This is a genomic window from Citrobacter sp. C348 (genome assembly GCF_047467975.1).
GTDB classification, from domain to species: Bacteria; Pseudomonadota; Gammaproteobacteria; order Enterobacterales; family Enterobacteriaceae; genus Citrobacter; species Citrobacter gillenii.
This window is the reverse complement of sequence record NZ_JASJUJ010000001.1, coordinates 301,145-317,480: the sequence shown is the minus strand read 5'-3', so window position 1 is coordinate 317,480 and position 16,336 is coordinate 301,145. Positions and strand designations below refer to the sequence as shown.

Annotated in this window: 10 protein-coding genes and 2 pseudogenes; 7 read left to right on the top strand and 5 right to left on the bottom strand. The window is 49.2% G+C overall.

From position 1 onward, the window contains the following. The first annotated feature begins 195 nt into the window (after window positions 1–195). The 4 genes and pseudogenes from QNN86_RS01530 to QNN86_RS01515 all read left to right on the top strand — a co-directional run bounded on the left by QNN86_RS01530 (window position 196) and on the right by QNN86_RS01515 (window position 5,345). Window positions 196–516, top strand: a complete 321-nt coding sequence (locus tag QNN86_RS01530) for a hypothetical protein (RefSeq protein ID WP_182269416.1) — start codon at window positions 196–198, stop codon at window positions 514–516. Between the two features lie 5 nt (window positions 517–521). After that, a complete protein-coding gene (locus QNN86_RS01525; RefSeq protein WP_182269417.1) occupies window positions 522–3,308 on the top strand; it encodes a hypothetical protein in 2,787 nt (928 codons plus the stop codon). 374 nt (window positions 3,309–3,682) lie between these two features. Next, window positions 3,683–4,831 (top strand): annotated as a pseudogene (locus tag QNN86_RS01520) (HNH endonuclease). A 7-nt stretch (window positions 4,832–4,838) separates the two neighbouring features. Beyond that, window positions 4,839–5,345, top strand: coding sequence for a YrhA family protein (locus tag QNN86_RS01515; protein WP_181596523.1), 507 nt, complete (start codon window positions 4,839–4,841; stop codon window positions 5,343–5,345). 240 nt (window positions 5,346–5,585) lie between these two features. On the opposite strand, the gene hcr is transcribed toward QNN86_RS01515, so the two are convergent. The 4 genes and pseudogenes from hcr to aqpZ form a co-directional block, all read right to left on the bottom strand. Continuing rightward, window positions 5,586–6,554: an NADH oxidoreductase gene (gene hcr / locus QNN86_RS01510; protein WP_096756555.1), complete on the bottom strand. Its 969-nt coding sequence runs from the start codon at window positions 6,552–6,554 to the stop codon at window positions 5,586–5,588. 11 nt (window positions 6,555–6,565) lie between these two features. Then, window positions 6,566–8,218 carry a hydroxylamine reductase gene (gene hcp / locus QNN86_RS01505; protein ID WP_096756556.1) on the bottom strand — a complete coding sequence of 551 codons (1,653 nt, stop codon included), beginning with the start codon at window positions 8,216–8,218 and terminating at the stop codon, window positions 6,566–6,568. Window positions 8,219–8,372: 154 nt separating this feature from the next. After that, window positions 8,373–9,272, bottom strand: coding sequence for a lysine exporter LysO family protein (locus tag QNN86_RS01500; RefSeq protein WP_096756557.1), 900 nt, complete (start codon window positions 9,270–9,272; stop codon window positions 8,373–8,375). A gap of 144 nt (window positions 9,273–9,416) precedes the next feature. Next, window positions 9,417–10,108, bottom strand: a pseudogene (aqpZ, locus tag QNN86_RS01495) (aquaporin Z). A 369-nt stretch (window positions 10,109–10,477) separates the two neighbouring features. On the opposite strand from aqpZ, the gene QNN86_RS01490 reads away from it, so the two are divergent. Then, window positions 10,478–12,136, top strand: a complete 1,659-nt coding sequence (locus QNN86_RS01490; protein ID WP_181617291.1) for an ATP-dependent endonuclease — start codon at window positions 10,478–10,480, stop codon at window positions 12,134–12,136. On the opposite strand, the gene QNN86_RS01485 is transcribed toward QNN86_RS01490, so the two are convergent. Then, the gene (locus QNN86_RS01485) at window positions 12,133–13,083 is read right to left on the bottom strand and encodes a VirK/YbjX family protein (RefSeq protein ID WP_181617290.1); all 951 of its coding nucleotides are present in this window, start codon (window positions 13,081–13,083) and stop codon (window positions 12,133–12,135) included. The genes QNN86_RS01490 and QNN86_RS01485 overlap by 4 nt on opposite strands. Window positions 13,084–13,252: 169 nt before the next feature. Here QNN86_RS01485 and macA point away from each other — a divergent pair, with 169 nt between their 5' ends. Together macA and macB are read left to right on the top strand one after the other, a co-directional pair. Further along, window positions 13,253–14,368, top strand: a complete 1,116-nt coding sequence (gene macA, locus QNN86_RS01480) for a macrolide transporter subunit MacA (protein WP_279277951.1) — start codon at window positions 13,253–13,255, stop codon at window positions 14,366–14,368. After that, on the top strand, window positions 14,365–16,311 hold the full coding sequence (gene macB / locus QNN86_RS01475; RefSeq protein ID WP_414210529.1) for a macrolide ABC transporter ATP-binding protein/permease MacB: 1,947 nt from the start codon (window positions 14,365–14,367) through the stop codon (window positions 16,309–16,311). Before macA ends, macB begins: the two co-directional genes overlap by 4 nt. The last annotated feature ends 25 nt before the right edge of the window (window positions 16,312–16,336 follow it).

Genomic DNA, 16,336 nt, shown 5'->3' with positions numbered 1-16,336 from the left:
AAACCCTTTGATGGATAGGGCCTGAACCAACGTCTACTCCCGGCATGAAGCAGACTTGCCTAGGGTGTTGAGCGAAAAGCAGACAGTCGAACTATCTCGTTATTGGACAATAAATATACGTGGTAAAATAGCCTTCTTCGATTTAAAATGTATCTTGTTGAGTTGATTATTTCTTAACATTAAGGATAAACTATCATGGAGTTTTTATCTTCTGTAATACTTTCTGGACTTATTTATGACATGCTTAAACATCAAGTTTCGATTACTGCCGCTTCAATAAAGGAAAAGTTAAAAGACTGGGTTGTTGATGAGGCCGTGGCTCCCGCTTTAGCAGAAGAAATCGAAAAATTATCTTTAAATGATGAAATGAGCGAAAAAGCAATTGAAAGGAAACTATTGGATAGTGGTGAAATTCAACAAATACTCTCGTCTATAAAACCTAACAATACTACTGTAATTATGCAAAATCATAGTGGTACTGGTGATAATGTTGGTGGAAATAAAATTACGAGGTAGTGTCTATGAATAGCTCTGATAGCGGCAGTTTAGTTAGTCAAAATCATACTGGGACAGGCCATAATATTGCTGGTGACTTAACTATATATAATGTTGACAATGTTGATTTTGCGACTGAGTTAGCAGTCGCTGTTTTAGTTGGTTGCTGGGATGAAAAAAATGATGGTGATATTAAGGTAATTGAAAGCCTTATTGATGAATCGTATGAAAGTTGGATAAAAAAATTAAGAATAATGGAGGGGATGCAAGATAGTCCCTTGATTCACGAGCGAGGTTCTTGGCGTTTTAAAGATAGAATACAAGCATTCCAAACCGTATCATCAAGATTATTTGATAATCATTTGGAATTATTTCAGGGAATTGCTGCATCCATTTTTAAAACTATCGACCCACAGTTTGAACTGGCACCTGAAGAGCGTTATGCAGCAGCAATTTATGGGAAGATTTTGCCACACAGTCGATTAATAAGGAGAGGGTTATCCGAAGGTCTGGCATTAGTCGCAACAAAGCAAGAGTTACTTACCAACTGCTCAAAGTATAAAGGACAATACTGTGCCTCAAGTGTTGTTAAAGAGGTGTTTTCTGCTTCTAGTTGGCAATTATGGGCTAGTACGCAAGATATTCAAATTATGCTTGCAGAAAGCGCTCCTGATTTTTTTATCGACGAAGTAGAAAGGGCTGTATCTCATCAAGACAAACCGTTCGATTCACTCTTTGCACAGGAAGGTGTCGGTGGGATTTCAGGTCGGAATTATATGACAGGACTGCTATGGGCTATTGAAGGATTAGCTTGGGCACCTGAGTATTTATCTCGTTCTTTAGTAATATTAGGGGAACTGGATAGTCATGACCCTGGTGGCAACTGGGCTAACAGGCCACTTAATTCGATTATCGACATATTGTTACCATGGAGCCCCCATACTACAGCCGATATAGATAGGCGTATTGCTGCTTTTAAAGCCTTGGAAAGGGAGTATCCCGATACAGCATGGCGTGTTTTAGTTCAGTTGCTACCCAATGATATGAGAACAACCTCTGGTACACATACACCAACTTTTAGGAATTTTATTCCTAACGGTTTTAACAAAGATCCATCTGGTGATGAGTACCGGGCTCAGATTGAAATATATAGCCAATTAACAATCGAATTGGCAAGTAAATCTTCATTAAGGCTTGTTGATTTAGTTGAAAATATTGACAGTTTAGCACCATTAAAATTCGATACTGCAATTAAACTGTTATATGACTTTTCTAAAAAATCAGATAGTGACGAATTAAAACTAGAACTATGGGAAAAATGCTTAAAGGTCTATAACAAGCATAAAAGATTTTCAGATGCTCATTGGGCAATACAACCAGAGCAAAATAAAAAAATTAAAGATGTTTCTACAGCCTTAAAACCAGAAGATCCTATGCTTTATAGCAAACGACTTTTTTGTCAAAGAAGTTATGACTTATTTGATGAAAATGGGGACTGGCGAGTCCAAGAAGAAATATTGGCAAAAGAACGAGGTCAGTCAATATCTGAAATATATGCCATTAATGGTATTGAAGGAGTCTTAGAGTTTTCGCGAGGTATTGAAAGGCCAGATGTTGTTGGCAACAGTCTTGTTGCAGAAAATCTAGAAATCCCTTTGGATATACTAAAAAAACTTATTCTTAGCGATATTAAAGAGGAGCATTCTCTTGCTACTGGTTATGTACGGGCCAAGAACTTCAAGGAAGGAAATTCATGGGTATTGGCTGCTGTTAATAACTTGAATATTCCAGAGAAAGTTGGTTTTTTTCTTTTATTACCGTTCAAAAAAGAAACATGGGATATGTTGAAAACATCATTTGATGATTTCCCTTATGAGTATTGGAATAATACCGTTGCTAACGCATATCACTGTGATTCAACGGAAGAAATTTATTTTGCAGTAGATTGCTTGATTAAAGTAGACCGCCCAGTGTCAGCAATTGATTGTTTATCTCGAATTTTGTATATCGATAAGGTAGTTGATAGCAGCAAAGTTGCAGTTGCTCTATTACAATCTTTTAAAACTACAGAAGATGTTAGGCGGTTTGATATTCACTCATTTAACGAACTTGTTAAATATCTTCAAAATGATGATACTGTTTCAGATGACGACTTGGTAAAAATTGAATGGGCATATCTACCTATAATTAATAGGGGCGCTAATGATTCGTTACAGCCTCAAGTTTTAGAAAAAAAACTTGCAAATGATCCAGGTTTTTTTTGTGAGATCATTCGATACGCGTATCGGTCAAAATTTCAAAAAGAAAAGAACCAACTATCTGAAAGCGAGAATAATATTGCCAAAAACTCACGCTATCTACTTGATGAGTGGAGTAAAATTCCGGGTATAGATGCAGATGGTAAATTTGATGTCAATGCGTTTAATAACTGGTTTAATTTAGTTCAAACAGAATGCGAAGAGTCAGGGCATTTAGAAATTGCTTATCAAATAATTGGAAGCGTATTAATTTTTAGTCCTGCAAATGACGAAAATTGGATACTTCCTGAACTTGCTGAATTTTTGAATAGGCGTGGACTTGAAGAGGTGCGTACTGGTTATAAGATCGCGATAAGAAATTCGCGTGGTGTCCACTTCGTTGACCCAGAAGGCAAACCGGAATTGGAATTAGCCCAAAAATATCGCACTAAGTCTGATGAAATAGAACTGCTAGGCTTTCATCGATTTGGTAGAACTCTTCGAGAGTTAGCTGATGGGTATCAAGCGGAAGCTGAGTCGATAATAGAACAACATAGTAAAAAAAACGAGTGTTGATTTATAGTGTAGCGCCTGTGACTCTATAGAATACTTTAGCTAAGAATATTTTTTTGGTCACAAGCATTTGGAATTACTGCTTACACTGTTGCCACTTCCAATTCGTGTCGGAGTGAAAGCGAGTTTCACTTGAACGTCCGCTTCTGGCACGGAGCAGACCGCCTGCGTTGCCGCGAGGTCTGCTTTGAGCTGCGGACGTTGGCAAGGTCTTACTTACATCGTGGAGGTTTGAGCAGCAATAGTGCGCTCGAGAGGCGGTGACAGTTCCTTCCAGCAACCCCAAAATAGCTCAACCACAAAAAACAACCCGTTTGATTTTTCGCCGCTTTAACGAGAGAATCCTCATCAAATACATGGGATAAGGAAGAAACGGAATGTTCACGCTTTACAAGAGGTGGGATGCCGAGCGAGAGCTGGCTCCCAGTGATATTCAGTTCATTCTGTCGCCACGAGATGCGCTGAATATGGCGAGCATTTTTTACGAACTGGATTACCTGAAATACGACCAGCGCAACCGCATTCTGCCTCACAGCGTCCCGAAGCGGCTGAGAGGGGTATACCACCGATTTGCGACACAACCCTACAAACGCAAGCGTCTTAGCGAATACGACGGACTCTATGATGAGGTGAAATGGGATCTGGAGCACGGCTGGATGGTTGGCGTTAACACCAAAGAAAAATGGGACCACTTCCGCAATCCGTTCTATTTCGATGATGACAGTAATCTGATTTACGACTGCTTCATGGATACCTACAGCGAGTGTTTTCAGCAGGCAGTGCGTCAGCTCTATGAATATACCCTCAACGAGCATCAGGGAAGAAAGCCACTTCCAACCATTAAACATCACTATTCCGATGCCCCAATACAGTACGCCCCAGCGGGTAAAACTATTAACAGTAAAGCAGTCGGGAGGCTTTTGGCGGCTGGCGGTATCTATAATGGCAACATTGAGGGATTCCGGCAGACAGCCGAACAGTTGGGTGGCGATGCTGTGAAGGGGTACGACGGTGTTCTTGACGGAACCACATCTGGGATGATGATGGCTGCGGCGTCACTGCTGGTTATTCGTAATCCGATGGCGGCAAAGGAATTGACAAGCTATCTGGGCAAATACAAAAAGGCCCACGTTCTGCTTGACGATATAAATGTGTCGGATCTGAACTATGTTCGTCGTGACCGCGCTGAATATACCGTGCTCCGTGGTGAATTTAACAGCTCCGTACGTTCAAGTTTCCTCAGATCGCTTTCCGATCACCCAGACGCAGTCTCAACGTTTAATTCCAACAATCTGCTGCGTCTCGCTGATGGTAAAGTACCGTCCGGGTGACAAGTTCACCACAAGATCCCCCTGGATGACAGCGGTACAAATGCCTGGGATAATCTGATACTGATCCAAAACTCGCCATATCACTCCGCGCTATCAAAGACGCAGGCGATAATCACCAAGGACCTCCCATACAACGCTAGCACTAACGTTTTATGGCCCTCGCCGAATGGCGTAATTTACCCGGTAGGAAAGTGAGAACACGATGAACGATACAAATAAGATGATTGGCACCTTCAATACGTTGATGGTTTCCAATAACTACCCGGTATCCTGCCCCGTCGCGCCTGACACCATGACGGACTTAATACGCAATTCTGCGCCAGCGGAGTGGGATGAAGTGAAACGCGGTGTTTACGCAGATGTTCAGCGCTTAGTGATAAATCGCCCGGATTACGCTGATATGTTCAACATCATGGATGGGTTGGAGTACAACGGGCTCACTCTGTACAGCATGACACAGACGGAGAATGGCGAGCCGGTATGGTCAAATATCTACATCCAAAACATTGAGGTGCGCGACAATGAAATCTATGTTGATCCGAACCTCGCTGACAAAGTGGTGATAGGTGAGGATGGCATGTCCGTATTCGTGTACGCCCTCAAAGATGACCATTTCCAAATTAGGGATAAAGCCTCAACAGATTACGTTATTGAGGAGCACGGAACCTTTGGTGATCTACTGTCAGCACTTATCGTTACCGTAAAATAATATTTGCAGTGGCATACCTATTTCGCTTTCTGCTCTGGCGTGTAGTAAATACGCGTTCTTCGTTTCATGGCAACGTCCCCCTCGATTAAGGATAGCGTTGCATCGACCCGTTGAACTCACAGCACATAGCAGACAATCACCTCAACATACACAACCTGCAAATCACCATACGTGCCTCACAAGCAAAAAAAAGGCCGCCCAGCATAACCAGGCAGCCTTTTAATCTCAGATGCTCAGCAACTACGCCAGCACTAAATCACCCTGCGGGTGGCAGGAGCAGGCCAGTACGTAGCCTTCGGCGATTTCCGCATCGGTTAGCGTCATGGTGCTGGAAACCGTGTAGTTACCATCAACCACTTTGGTTTTGCAGCAGCCGCACACGCCTGCACGGCATGCGGCGACAACCGGCACTTTATTGCTTTCCAGTGCTTCCAGTAGCGTGCTGCCTACCGGCGCATAAAATTCTTTTGCCGGTTGTAGCTTGGTGAACTTCAGACCACTGGTGGCGGCTTCCGCTACCGGCGTGAAGAACTGTTCTTTAAAGAAGCGCGTTACGCCGAGCGCTTTCACTTCTTTTTCGACCAGATCCATGTACGGAGCAGGGCCGCAAGTCATCACGGTACGTGAAGTTAAGTCCGGTACGCTTTTCAGCAGGTCGGTGGTCAGTCGGCCAGAAACAAAGCCATGGGTGGCATTGTTTTCAGCGACCAGCGTCACCGGATACTCGCGCCATTCGTCGGCAAAAATGACATCTTCCGGCGAACGAACGTTAAAGATCACCTGCACATCGGCCTGCGGACGGTACTTCGCCAACCAGCGACGCATCGACATGATAGGCGTCACGCCACAGCCGGCCGCCAGCATCAGGAACTTGTCTTCTGCTTTATCTTCACAGGTAAACTCACCCATGGCATCAGACAGCCAGATATAGTCGCCGCGCTTCACGTCACGGGTTAGCCACTGTGAACCCGCACCGTCGTCAATGCGGCGGACGGTCAGCGTGATGTACTCGCTAACGCCTGGCGTTGAAGAGATGGTGTAGGCACGCAGCGTCTCCGCTGAGTTACGTACGCTGACCAGTGCATACTGCCCGGCACGATAAGGATAATAATCGTGGCACAGCAACGAAATCGTCCATACATCCGGCGTTTCCTGATGGATGTGATGAACCTGCATCCGCCACGGGCACTGATGGGTTGGCATTGTCATGACTTAACTCCTTACGCGCTCAGCAGCTGCTTCATGTCTTCTTCAACGGTGGTCACGGAACGCAGACCGAATTTCTCGTTGAGCACAGCCAGCAGGTCCGGCGTGAAGAAGCCCGGTGCAGTCGGGCCAGTAACGATATTTTTCACGCCCAGAGACAGCAGGGTCAGCAGAATAACAATCGCTTTCTGTTCGAACCAGGAGAGCACCAGAGACAGCGGCAGGTCGTTCACGCCACAGCCCAGTTTCTCAGCCAGGGTCACGGCCAGGATGATGGCAGAATATGCATCGTTACACTGACCGGCATCAACCAGACGCGGCAGACCTTCGATATCACCGAAATCCAGTTTGTTGAAACGGTATTTACCACAGGCCAGGGTCAGGATCAGGCAGTCGTCCGGTACGCTGGTGGCGAAATCGGTGAAGTAGTTACGTTCGCCGCGTGCGCCATCGCAACCGCCGACCAGGAAGATGTGGCGCAGTTTTTCGCGGCTCACCAGGTCGATCAGCGTATCAGCAGCACCCAGCAGCGTCTGACGACCGAAACCTACGGTGATCAAGTGCGGGATTTCGCTGTACGGGAAGCCCGCCATTTGTTGTGCCTGAGCGATAACCGGACCAAAGTTGTCGCCTTCGAGGTGGCTCACACCCGGCCATCCGACGATGCTACGGGTCCAGATGCGGTCGTCGTATGCACCAACGGTTGGATCGATGATGCAGTTAGAGGTCATCACGATTGGGCCAGGGAAGCGGGCGAACTCAACCTGCTGATTCTGCCAGCCGCTGCCGTAGTTACCGATCAGGTGTTTGAATTTACGCAGTTCCGGATAGCCGTGCGCTGGCAGCATTTCACCGTGGGTGTAGACGTTAACGCCGGTGCCTTCGGTCTGCTCCAGCAGATTGTATAAATCTTTCAGGTCGTGACCTGAAATCAGGATGCATTTACCTTCGGTCGCTTTAACGTTGACCTGAGTTGGGGTTGGGTGACCGTATTTGGTGGTTTCACCGGCATCCAGAATGCTCATCACTTTGAAGTTCATCTGGCCGATTTCCATAGAGCACTCCAGCAGAGCGTTCATATCAGAAGGCCAGGTACCCAGCCACGCCATGATTTTGTGGTACTGCGCGTAGATATCGTTGTCGTACTGACCCAGAACGTGCGCGTGCTCCATGTAAGCTGCCGCACCTTTCAGGCCGTACAGGCACAGCAGACGCAGGCCGAGAATGTTCTCGCCGATAGTCGCTTTGTCTTTGTTCGGGGTAAATTCAGCCGCCTGACGCTGCAGGTCGCCCAAATCGTCGCTCACCAGCTGCAGGTCAGCCATTGGGTTTTCAACCGTTGCGTTGGCATCAATGTTCAGACACTGCGCTTTCAGGGCGTCGCGCATGGCGATGGCTTCACGGGCATAGCCGACGATACGTGGAGAGTCGAAGTTAACGTTGGTCAGGGTAGAGAAGAATGCGCGCGGGGCAAAGTTATCCACTTCATGATCGATGATACCGTATTCACGCGCTTTAACAGCCCATGCAGACAGACCTTGTAGGGAAGCAATCAGCAGATCCTGCAGATCGGAGGTTTCTGCTGTTTTACCGCACATACCTTGCGCGTAAGAGCAGCCGTTCCCTGCCGGAGTACGGATGGTTTGTTCACATTGCACACAAAACATGGTCACACCTTTTAAAGTTATATTTAATATACATGTTTAAGATTATGCCTGCGCGCGAAGGGATTAAAGGGATTTCTGCTACAACTTGCAGGGAGATTGATTTAGCGCAATTTTGGCGGTAGGTGACTACCGCCAGAGGGGTATTTGTGCTGTATCAGGCGGAGAAAAAGGCCATCAATAAAGGCACTAGCAGACTAAGAATAAAGCCGTGAACGATGGCCGCAGGTACCATTTCCAGCCCGCCGCTGCGTTGTAAAACGGGTAGGGTGAAATCCATTGAGGTGGCGCCACACAGTCCTAATGCGGTGGAACGACTGCGGCCGACTAAGCCCGGAATCAGCATAATGGCGATCAGCTCACGAGCCAGATCGTTGAAGAAGGCGGCGCTGCCAATGACGGGACCGAATGACTCGGTCAACAGAATGCCGGACAGGGAATACCAGCCAAAACCCGAGGCCATCGCCAGCGCGGTTTTCAGCGGCAGTCCGAGGATCAGCGCATTAATCACGCCAGCCAGCATTGAACTTGCCACCACGACGACGGCCACAATCATCCCCCTACGATTCAGCACAATCTGTTTTAAGGTCATGCCGCTGTTACGCAGTTGGATACCGACCAGGAACAATAAAAAGATCAGCGTATATTCGCTGGCTTCGGTGGCGTGCTGTAAGAATGAGAACCCGGTGAGTCCCAGCAAAAACCCCAGCACGACAACGCCACAAAGTTGTAGCGACTCCAGCGCCATGGCAATGCGTGATGGCAGCTTTTCCTGCCGATGGTTGTGCCGCCAGGGAAGTGAACGCTCGAGCCACAACAGCGCGGCGATATTACATAGCAGAATGACCGTCACGCTGACCGCAGAATAATGCAATATCGATAACAGATTGCTGGCGAGATTATCCAGAAACGCCAGACTGATACCCATAAAGAAGAGAATAAGGTAAACGATCCAGCTCAACAGGCGATTGATGAGTTTTAATGCCGCTCTGTGCCTAAGCGGAATAAGATAGCCCACAATAAGTGGAATCAGAATAATTAACAGCCCTGAAAACATGAAAACCCGGTCCTTGCTGAGAAGTAAGACGAAATGCGCTCACACACACTACTGAAAGCAAAGAGGGGAGTAAAGTTGCAAATAAAAGGAAATAAAGCGGGGAGGAAAAGACCTGACGTAATGCCAGGTCTTTTTCGTTATCGATTAATCACGTTTTTCCAGCAGCGTGCGATAAATAAGGCCACCGAGGATCCCGCCGATAATCGGCATAACCCAGAACAACCACAGCTGTTGTAACGCCCAACCGCCCTGGAAGAGGGCTACCGCGGTGCTACGCGCCGGGTTTACAGAGGTGTTAGTTACCGGAATACTGATCAGGTGAATCAGGGTCAGTGCCAGACCAATAGCAATCGGTGCAAAACCTGCCGGAGCATGTTTATCCGTGGCGCCATGGATCACTAATAAGAAACCTGCGGTCAGCACAATTTCAATAACAATGGCAGAAAGCATGGAATAACCGCCTGGCGAATGTTCGCCATAGCCGTTTGATGCAAAACCGCTGGCCGTGGCGTCAAAGCCTGCTTTACCGCTGGCGATCAGATACAGCACCGCTGCCGCAACAATCCCGCCGATAACCTGCGCAACAACATAACCAATCACGTCTTTTGCCGGGAAGCGCCCGCCCATAGGCCTAATGTCACGGCCGGGTTAAAATGGCCGCCTGAAATATGTCCCACGGCATATGCCATGGTTAATACTGTCAGACCGAATGCCAGTGCGACACCGGCAAAACCAATTCCTAACTCCGGGAATGCTGCGGCCAGCACGGCACTTCCGCACCCACCAAACACAAGCCAAAACGTACCGAAGAATTCAGCTGCTAATTTCCTGAACATAACCACCTCAATTAAAAGTTCCGGGTTCGTTTTCCTGGCCCGGTATTTCATCGCTAAAAGGGACGATGATTAAAGAGCGTGTATTCTAGAAAAAAAAATCATCCCTTTGCTACTTAAATTAATGAGAAAATTTGATTTAAGGCAATATGATGTGAATCCTTTTTGGCGTTGAGGTGAATACAGCATAGTTCAATTAGCGAAAAGCAAATGGTTGTCCCCTGTAATAATATCAGGTGTGAATTTAAAGAAGAATATTCTTATTTTTTATTGTTCTGATTTCTGTCTGTGCGATCTCAGGTGTTCTGCACGCCAGCTTGACGCTATACTCCTGATAACTTGAAGGAAAAAGTTAGCATTTCCGGAGGCTATATGATTCTCGAACGCGTTGAGATTGTTGGGTTTCGTGGTATTAATCGGCTGTCGTTGATGCTGGAGCAGAACAACGTGCTGATTGGGGAGAACGCGTGGGGTAAGTCCAGCCTGTTGGATGCACTGACCTTGCTGCTGTCACCGGAATCGGACTTGTATCATTTTGACCGTGAAGACTTCTGGTTTCCGCCGGGCGATATTCAGGGCCGGGAACATCATCTACATATTATTCTTACTTTTCGTGAATCGCAGCCGGGCCGTCATCGGGTGCGCCGCTATCGTCCGCTGGAAGCCTGCTGGTCTCCCTGTCACGATGACTATCACCGTATTTTCTATCGTCTGGAGGGCGAGTGTGCGGATGATGGTAGCGTCCTGACGCTGCGTAGTTTCCTTGATGGTGAAGGGCGTCCGCTCGCGCTCGACAATATTAACGACCTGGCGTGCCACCTCGTGCGTCTGATGCCGGTGTTGCGACTGCGCGATGCGCGCTTTATGCGGCGTATCCGCAACGGCACGGTGCCGAATATTGCGGAAGTCGAAGTGACCGCCCGCCAGCTGGATTTCCTGGCGCGTGAACTGGCAACCCGGCCACAAAATCTGACGGACGGCCAGATCCGCCAGGGGCTGTCGGCGATGGTACAACTGCTGGAACACTACTTTTCTGAGCAGGGTGCGGGCCAGTCGCGCTATCGTCTGATGCGTCGGCGCTCCAATAATGAGCAGCGCAGCTGGCGCTATCTGGATATTATCAACCGGATGATTGATAAGCCTGGCGGTCGCACGCATCGCGTGATCCTGCTGGGCCTGTTTTCAACGCTGTTGCAGGCCAAAGGTACGCTCAGGCTGGACAAAGACGCCCGTCCTTTATTGCTGGTTGAAGATCCGGAAACGCGTTTGCATCCCATCATGTTGTCAGTGGCCTGGCAGTTGCTGAATCTGTTACCTCTGCAGCGTGTGGCGACCACCAACTCCGGTGAATTGCTGTCGCTTACCCCCGTAGAGCATGTTGTGCGCCTGGTGCGTGAGTCTTCCCGTGTCGCCGCCTGGCGGCTGGGACCGGGTGGTCTGAGTGCAGAAGACGGTCGGCGGATTGCCTTTCATATCCGCTTTAATCGCGCATCGTCATTATTTGCCCGCTGCTGGCTGCTGGTGGAAGGCGAAACGGAAACCTGGGTGATTAATGAGCTGGCCCGTCAGTGCGGTCATCACTTTGATGCCGAAGGGATTAAAGTGATTGAATTTGCCCAGTCCGGGCTTAAACCGCTGGTGAAATTCGCCCGGCGGATGGGAATAGAGTGGCACGTGTTGGTTGATGGCGATGAGGCCGGGAAAAAATATGCCGCGACTGTGCGCAGTCTGCTAAGCGACGACAGGGAAGAAGAGCGAGAGCACCTGACGATGCTGCCCGCTCTGGATATGGAACACTTTATGTATCGCCAGGGCTTCTCAGACGTCTTTCACCGGGTGGCGCAAATCCCGGAAAACGTGCCGATGAATATGCGAAAAATTATCTCCAAGGCGATTCATCGTTCGTCAAAACCGGATCTGGCGATTGAAGTGGCAATGGAAGCAGGGCGGCGCGGTGTTGATGCCGTTCCCACCCTGCTGCGAAAAATGTTTTCGCGCGTGCTGTGGCTGGCACGCGGACGTGCTGATTAGTGGCGGAACATCAGCGACAGCTGTTCGTGGATAGTGTCCAGTAATTGATAGCGGCGGCGATATTCCGCTCGCTTCTTACTGGCAATCTCCGCCTCGCTTTTTCGCGCCAGCGTGCGTGGAATATGGTAATACCCGCGGCTGTCGCATTCACCGCCAACCGACGCCCAAAACGCATTATAGTCGGAAAGAATAACCTTATTTTTATCATGGTAACGCGGGCTGCGAAAGATATGCTGTTCATTGCTGACGGCCATCACGTTTTCGATATTCAACCGTTCGGCTAAACGGCAAATCGCTTCCATCACAACCCGTTTTGGGAAAATTCCGTGACAGGACTTCGTTGCTTTTTGTATTGCTTCGTGAGGCAACAGGCGGCTTCCTCCTTGCAATCCACCAATAAAAACAGTGGCTTTCTCTTCATGCTCACAAATCGTAAAGGTTATTTCCGCCAACGTTTCACCGACACTATTACGCAAAAGTATTGTGCTTTCACCTTCTTTATCCAGGGCAATGAATGTCGTTAATACCAGGGTGAATAATTCACCCTCTTTGCCCTCAAATTGTGCAAGTTGTAACCCTTCAGGGCTTAAATATCCGTTTAATTCTGCAGATGAAAATGAATGGCGGATAAAGTTGTAGTGAAATCGCACAGCATCCAGCTTCATTTTTCGATCGAGGTTTAATGCAAGATACGGACGATGAAGACGGACCGGTAGCCGGGGCTGACGGGTGAGCAGGTTATCTAGCTCCGGCCATTGTGTAAGTTCAGCCATCCATTCGTGAGTTAACCGCGGGATGAGTAATGAGCGCAACATAAACTTACGGCGAAAGCTTCGCTTATGCCAAAATTTTCCGGGCCGCCATTGACCGGTAGTTAATCTGAAAAAAAGACCAAAACTTGTTGCTGGTTTGGAAGAATGAAAAGTACTTTCAGTTAGTTGACTCATAATATAAATCCGATGGAATTCTGAGACGTATTTGCAGTAATTTCAGCACAGCGGATCTTAACCATTCATCAATAACTCTGTTATTCTTGACGCTTTTCAACGGCTATTTATTTATCGTTGACGTTTAACACGCCACTCTGGTGGACGTTTTCGGGGAATTGGGACATTTATGAAGCTCAAGAGAAAAATCAAAAAACGCTATTTTATCTTCGCAGCCATCATTATTGTGGCGGTAATTGCACTTTGGCGAACGCTTAATGCGCCATTGCCGCAATATCACACATTAATTGTGCGACCCGGCGATCTTCAGCAAAGCGTATTGGCAACCGGGAAGCTGGATGCGCTGCGCAAAGTTGACGTCGGTGCGCAGGTGAGCGGGCAGTTAAAAACGCTGTCCGTGGCGATTGGCGATAAAGTCAAAAAAGATCAGCTGCTTGGCGTTATTGATCCTGAGCAGGCGCAAAACCAGATCAAAGAAGTCGAAGCCACGCTGATGGAATTACGTGCCCAACGTATGCAGGCTGAGGCCGAGTGGAAACTGGCGCGGGTGACGCTTTCTCGCCAGCAACAGCTTGCTAAAACGCAGGCGGTTTCGCAGCAGGATCTTGATACGGCAGCCACGCAGATGGCGGTCAAACAGGCGCAAATTGGCACTATTGACGCACAAATTAAGCGTAATCAGGCTTCTCTTGATACGGCAAAAACGAACCTTGACTACACCCGTATTGTGGCGCCAATGGCTGGCGAAGTGACGCAAATTACCACCCTGCAGGGGCAAACCGTGATCGCCGCCCAGCAGGCCCCCAACATTCTGACGCTGGCCGACATGAGCACGATGCTGGTTAAAGCCCAGGTTTCCGAGGCCGATGTCATTCACCTGCATCCGGGGCAAAAAGCCTGGTTTACCGTGCTGGGCGATCCGCAGACGCGCTACGAAGGTACGCTCAAAGATGTGCTGCCGACGCCTGAGAAAGTGAACGACGCGATTTTCTACTATGCCCGCTTCGAAGTACCCAACCCGAAAGGGATCCTGCGCCTGGATATGACCGCGCAGGTACATATCCAACTGACGGACGTCAAAAACGTGCTGACCATCCCGCTGGCGGCGCTGGGCGAGCCTGTTGGCGACAACCGCTATAACGTCAGGCTGCTGCGCAACGGCGAAACCCGCGAGCGCGAAGTTTCTATCGGTGCCCGTAACGATACCGATGTGGAAATCGTCAAAGGGCTGGAAGAGGGTGATGAAGTCATCATCAGCGAGGCGAAACCCGGAGCGGCACAATGACGGCGTTGCTTGAGCTGAGCCATATCCGCCGCAGCTACCCGTCAGGCGAAGGGCAGGTAGAGGTGCTAAAGGACGTTTCTTTGAGCATCCAGGCGGGTGAAATGGTGGCGATTGTCGGGGCGTCTGGTTCGGGGAAATCGACGCTGATGAATATCCTCGGCTGTCTGGATAAGCCTTCCAGCGGCACGTATCGGGTAGCGGGGCGTGACGTCTCCACGCTCGATAGTGATGCGTTAGCGCAACTGCGGCGCGAGCATTTCGGTTTTATTTTTCAGCGCTATCATTTGCTCTCGCATTTAACGGCGGCGCAAAACGTGGAGGTGCCAGCGGTCTATGCCGGAACCGAACGCAAGCAGCGTCTGACGCGGGCACACGCGTTACTGCAGCGCCTGGGATTGGGCGATCGTGTGGATTATCAACCTTCCCAGCTTTCCGGTGGCCAGCAGCAGCGCGTCAGTATTGCGCGTGCGTTGATGAACGGCGGACAGGTCATTCTCGCAGACGAACCTACTGGTGCACTGGACAGCCATTCCGGCGAAGAGGTGATGGCCATTCTGCATCAGCTGCGCGATCGCGGGCATACGGTGATTATTGTCACCCACGACCCGCAGGTTGCGGCGCAGGCTGAACGGGTGATTGAAATTCGTGACGGTGAAATTGTGCGCAATCCACCGTCGCACAAAACCGCCAGCGGACACGGTATAACCGAACCTACGGTAACGACGGCATCCGGCTGGAGTCAGTTTGTCAGCGGTTTTCGCGAGGCGCTGACCATGGCCTGGCTGGCCATGGCTGCCAACAAAATGCGTACGTTGCTCACTATGCTGGGCATCATTATTGGTATCGCGTCGGTGGTGTCGATTGTGGTGGTCGGCGATGCAGCAAAACAGCTGGTACTGGCCGATATTCGCGCTATCGGCACAAATACTATTGATATCTATCCCGGCAAAGATTTTGGTGACGATGACCCGCAATATCAGCAAGCGCTGAAGTATGACGATCTGACGGCGATTCAGAAGCAACCGTGGGTCAGTTCCGTGACGCCTGCCGTGTCGAAGAACCTACGGCTGCGTTATGGCAACATCGACGTGGCAGCCAGCGCTAATGGTGTGAGCGGCGATTACTTCAATGTCTATGGTATGACGTTCAGCGAGGGAAACACCTTTAACACCGAGCAGTTAAATGGTCGGGCGCAGGTGGTGGTGCTGGACAGTAACACCCGACGCCAGTTGTTCCCGAATAAAGCGAAGGTGGTGGGTGAGGTCGTGCTGGTCGGCAATATGCCGGCCACCGTGATTGGTGTGGCGGAAGAGAAGCAGTCGATGTTTGGCAGCAGCAAAATTCTGCGGGTCTGGCTGCCTTACAGCACCATGTCCGGGCGCATTATGGGGCAATCGTGGCTGAACTCTATTACCGTTCGCGTGAAGGAAGGTTTTGACAGCACTCAGGCGGAGCAACAGCTTACCCGACTGCTGTCGTTGCGGCATGGTAAAAAAGATTTCTTCACCTGGAATATGGATGGCGTTCTGAAAACCGCTGAAAAAACCACGCGTACCTTACAGCTGTTCCTGACTCTGGTGGCGGTCATTTCGCTGGTGGTGGGCGGGATCGGTGTGATGAATATTATGCTGGTTTCCGTCACCGAACGAACGCGCGAGATTGGCATTCGTATGGCGGTTGGCGCGCGCGCCAGTGATGTACTGCAGCAGTTTTTGATTGAAGCTGTGCTGGTGTGTCTCGTTGGTGGGGCGCTCGGTATCAGTTTATCGATGCTGATTGCTTTCACGCTACAGCTTTTCCTGCCCGGTTGGGAAATCGGATTCTCACCTTTCGCCCTGTTGACGGCTTTCTTGTGTTCAACGGCGACCGGGATTTTGTTCGGCTGGCTCCCGGCGCGCAACGCGGCAAGGCTGGACCCGGTGGATGCCCTGGCGCGGGAATAACGTGTTGTATTGAAAAAGAAATAAA

Excerpts from the sequence above, each read along its gene's own strand:
- macB (WP_414210529.1), top strand. The coding sequence starts at position 14,365 with ATGACGGCGTTGCTTGAGCTGAGCCATATCCGCCGCAGCTACCCGTCA.
- macA (WP_279277951.1), top strand. The coding sequence starts at position 13,253 with ATGAAGCTCAAGAGAAAAATCAAAAAACGCTATTTTATCTTCGCAGCC.
- QNN86_RS01485 (WP_181617290.1), bottom strand. The coding sequence starts at position 13,083 with ATGAGTCAACTAACTGAAAGTACTTTTCATTCTTCCAAACCAGCAACA.
- QNN86_RS01530 (WP_182269416.1), top strand. The coding sequence starts at position 196 with ATGGAGTTTTTATCTTCTGTAATACTTTCTGGACTTATTTATGACATG.
- QNN86_RS01515 (WP_181596523.1), top strand. The coding sequence starts at position 4,839 with ATGAACGATACAAATAAGATGATTGGCACCTTCAATACGTTGATGGTT.
- QNN86_RS01500 (WP_096756557.1), bottom strand. The coding sequence starts at position 9,272 with ATGTTTTCAGGGCTGTTAATTATTCTGATTCCACTTATTGTGGGCTAT.
- QNN86_RS01525 (WP_182269417.1), top strand. The coding sequence starts at position 522 with ATGAATAGCTCTGATAGCGGCAGTTTAGTTAGTCAAAATCATACTGGG.
- hcr (WP_096756555.1), bottom strand. The coding sequence starts at position 6,554 with ATGACAATGCCAACCCATCAGTGCCCGTGGCGGATGCAGGTTCATCAC.
- hcp (WP_096756556.1), bottom strand. The coding sequence starts at position 8,218 with ATGTTTTGTGTGCAATGTGAACAAACCATCCGTACTCCGGCAGGGAAC.
- QNN86_RS01490 (WP_181617291.1), top strand. The coding sequence starts at position 10,478 with ATGATTCTCGAACGCGTTGAGATTGTTGGGTTTCGTGGTATTAATCGG.